3 protein-coding genes are annotated in these 3,647 nt (G+C 64.4%); 2 read left to right on the forward strand and 1 reads right to left on the reverse strand.

Annotated elements, in window-relative coordinates:
- The first annotated feature begins 39 nt into the window (after positions 1-39).
- The gene (locus G5A07_RS21020) at positions 40-657 is read left to right on the forward strand and encodes an HD domain-containing phosphohydrolase (RefSeq protein ID WP_191863953.1); all 618 of its coding nucleotides are present in this window, start codon (positions 40-42) and stop codon (positions 655-657) included.
- 199 nt (positions 658-856) lie between these two features.
- On the opposite strand, the gene G5A07_RS21025 is transcribed toward G5A07_RS21020, so the two are convergent.
- Complete coding sequence (locus G5A07_RS21025) at positions 857-2,950, reverse strand: M13 family metallopeptidase (protein ID WP_191863954.1); 2,094 nt, start codon at positions 2,948-2,950, stop codon at positions 857-859.
- Between the two features lie 137 nt (positions 2,951-3,087).
- Here G5A07_RS21025 and G5A07_RS21030 point away from each other — a divergent pair, with 137 nt between their 5' ends.
- A complete protein-coding gene (locus tag G5A07_RS21030) occupies positions 3,088-3,549 on the forward strand; it encodes a hypothetical protein (protein ID WP_191863955.1) in 462 nt (153 codons plus the stop codon).
- Positions 3,550-3,647 lie beyond the last annotated feature (98 nt).

A 3,647-nucleotide genomic window follows, 5' to 3' on the forward strand; every position in this document is an offset into this window, starting at 1 on the left:
CCCGAACACCCCGCACCGGTCCCCACCCGGTGCGGGCGGATGACCATGTTCCCTGACGCCGTACCCGCCCCCGACCTGCTGCACGCGCAGGCCTGCCTGATCGATGCCCTCTCGATGTCGTTGCAGATGCGCGACGCCTACACCCGCCACCACTGCGACCGCGTTGGCCTGCTCGCGCAGCGCCTGGCCACGCACTGCGACCTGGACGACGATGCCTGTTCGCAGATCGGCCTGGCCGCGCGCTTCCACGACGTCGGCAAGATCGGCATTCCCGACGATGTGCTCCTGGCACCGCGCCGGCATACCGATGAGGAGCGCGCGATCATGCGCGAGCATCCGGTACGCGGCGAACACATCTTCCTGGCCACCGGCCGCAGCGACGCCGCACCGGTCGCACGACTGATCCGCGCCCATCACGAGGCGTTTGATGGCAGCGGCTACCCCGACGGCCTGCGTGGCGAGAGCATTCCGCTGGGCTCACGTATCGTCACCGTTGTCGATGCCTACGATGCAATGACCAGCGTGCGCCCCTATCGCGATGCGATGGAGCATGAAACCGCATTGCGGATCATCGAAGCGCAGTCCGGCGGGCTGGTGGATCCCTACGTGCTGCAGCGCTTCCATCGCATGCTGGCGCGGGAACCCGAGCTGGCCTGAGATCTTCCCGACGGTGAAACGACCCGCCGGTAGAGTCGACTGTTAGTCGACTGCTCTTCGTCCAGATCGAGAAAATCCCACGCTGCGCGCGATAGTCGACTAACAGTCGACTCTACCGGCGCGCTCCTCGCGACCGGCCAGAAAGACAAAAGGCCCGGCATTCGCCGGGCCTTTCGCATCATGCATCACGGATGATCGATTACCAGATCACCACGCGCTTGTCGTCGGCACGCACCATCGCATCGCCAGCCTTGCACTGGAATGCAGCGGCATAGGACGGCATGTTCGACGGCGCACCGTTGGCACGGAAGTTGGCCGGCGCATGCGGGTCGGTGTTCAGGCGGACGCGCAGCTCACCATCGGTGAAGTTGCGGCGCCACACGGTGGCCCAGTTCATGAAGAAGCGCTGGTCCTGGCTGTGGCCATCAACCTCGACATTCGCCTTCGGATCTTCCTTCAGCGCCATCTGCAGCGCGTCGTAGGCCACGGTCAGGCCGCCCAGGTCGCCGATGTTTTCGCCCAGGGTCAGCTTGCCCTTCACGAACACGCCCGGCACCGATTCATAGCCGTCGAACTGCGCGACCAGCTGGTCGGTACGCTCGGTGAAGGCCTTGCGGTCGGCGTCGGTCCACCAGTTGTCGAAATTGCCGTTGGCGGCGAACTGGCTGCCCGAGTCATCGTAGCCGTGCATCATTTCGTGGCCGATGACCGCACCGATGCCGCCGTAGTTCAGCGCCGGATCGGCCTTGGCGTCGAAGAACGGTGCCTGCAGGATCGCCGCCGGGAACACGATCTCGTTCTTGGTGGCGTTGTAGTACGCGTTGACGGTCTGCGGGGTCATGCCCCACTCGGTCTTGTCCACCGGCTTGCCGATCTTGTCCAGCATGTAGCGGTAGTTGAACGCACGCGCCGCCTGCATGTTGCCCAGGTAGCTGTCCCCGTTGGTCTGCAGGCCTGCCCAGTCACGCCACTTGTCCGGGTAGCCGATCTTCGGGGTGAAGCTGGCCCACTTCTCCAGTGCCTTCTTCCTGGTTTCTTCGCCCATCCACGGCAGCTGCTCCAGGCGCGCCTTCAGTGCCTGCGACAGGTTTTCCACCAGATGCTGCATGGCGACCTTCGACTCGGCCGGGAACACGGCGTCGACGTACAGCTGGCCCAGCGCTTCACCCATGCCGCCGTTGACCGACTCCAGCACGCGCTTCCAGCGCGGCTGCATTTCCTTCTGGCCACGCAGGGTGGTGCCGTAGAAATCGAAGTTGGCCTTCTCGAACTGGCTGCTCAGGTACGGCGAGGCATCGTCGATGGTGTGGAAGCGCAGGTAGGCCTGCCAGGTGCTGGCCGGCACATCGGCGAGCATCTTGTCCATTTCACCGAAGAAGGCCGGCTGCGCCAGCGAGAACTTCTGTGCGGCCGGCACCTTCAGGGTGTCGAACAGCGCGGTCCAGCTGAAGTTCGGGGTCAGCTTGTCGGCATCTGCGGCGCTGAGCGGGTTGTAGCGCTTGGCCGGGTCACGCATTTCGATGCGCGACATCGAGGCCTTGGCCAGGCGGGTTTCGAAGGCCATCACGGCCTTGGCCTGCTCGGCGGCCTGCGCCGCGTCCACACCGGACAGGGTCAGCACCTGTGCGATGTAGGCCACGTAGGCGTCGCGGATCTTGGCCTGCGCGTCGTCGAAGTAGTAGCCCTTCTCCGGCAGGCCCAGGCCGCCCTGGCCGACGTAGGCGATGACGTTGGCCGAATCCTTGTAGTCGGCATTGGCGAACAGCGAGAACAGCACGCCCTTGCCCTCGGCCTGGCTGTCGCGCAGGTACTGGGTGATGGCAGCGGTGTCGTTCAGTGCAGTGATCTTGTCCAGCTGCGGCTGCAGCGGCGCCAGGCCGGCGGCTTCGATCTTGGCTTCGTCGTTGCCGGTCTTCCAGATATCACCGATCTTGGCTTCCACCGAACCGGCCTTGGCCTGGCTGGCGGCGGCCTGCTGGACCAGCGCGTGCTGCACTTCCAGCGAGCGCTCGCGCAGGATCTCGAAGCTGCCCCAGGTGGTCTGGTCACCCGGCACCGGGTTGGCCTTCAGCCACTTGCTGTTGACGAAGCCATTGAGGTCGGTACAGGCCGAGATGGCCGGATCCAGGTCGGCGCTGTTGAGCGAGATCAGCGGCGTCTTGATCTGCGACAGGTCGAAGGCCGGCTTGGCGTCGGCACTGGCCGCCGGAGCGGTTTCGTTCTTGCCACAGGCGGCCAGCGAGGCAGCGATGGCGATGGTCAGGCCCAGCGGGACCAGGTTGCGGACGTTCATGTGGCTCTCCTGCGGGTAATTTCACAGGGTAGCCGGGGGAGCGGGGTTGGGGACCGGCCAAAGGTCACGAGCCCACGGCGCAGCTCCCGCCGCGCGCCGGTATGCTCTGGCCTCTGCGATCACTGGACCTCAAGACCATGGACGAACCCGCGCTGCTGCTGGCCCTCGACACCTGTGAGTTTCTGTTCCTGACTGAGATTGGCGAGCCGGAAGCGAATCGTCTGCGTCTGGTCGTCGAGGAAGGCCAGGTGGTCGGAAAGCCCTCCCGCGTGGAGCTCGGTCATGGACGTTCAATCGATGGTGTGCGTGCAATAGAGGTGGTGCCCCACTCGCAGCGGTTTGAACTGATCTGGGACCACTACATCAGCTACGCCGTGCACAACGAGTCCTACCAGAGCTGGGACGACTCCGAAGCCTGGAGCGGCAACCTGTTCCGCCGCTACAGCCGTTCGAAGTTCCTCGATTATCTGGACCGTGCCACCTTTGCCGATGTCAGTTACCCGGGCCCATTCACGCACTTTCAGGTGATATGCCAGGACCACGTCATCGACATTGCTGCATTGCAGCCGCCGAAGGTGCGCCTGCTGAGTCATTCATAGCGGACAGATGCAGCCACCCATGGGGTGGCTCTACCGGGTGTGCGGCAACAGCAGTCGAGCATAGCTTGTATGTTCCTCCCGGCTCCTACGCTGTATGT

Source organism: Stenotrophomonas sp. AS012628 (genome assembly GCF_010608305.1).
GTDB lineage: Bacteria > Pseudomonadota > Gammaproteobacteria > Xanthomonadales > Xanthomonadaceae > Stenotrophomonas > Stenotrophomonas geniculata.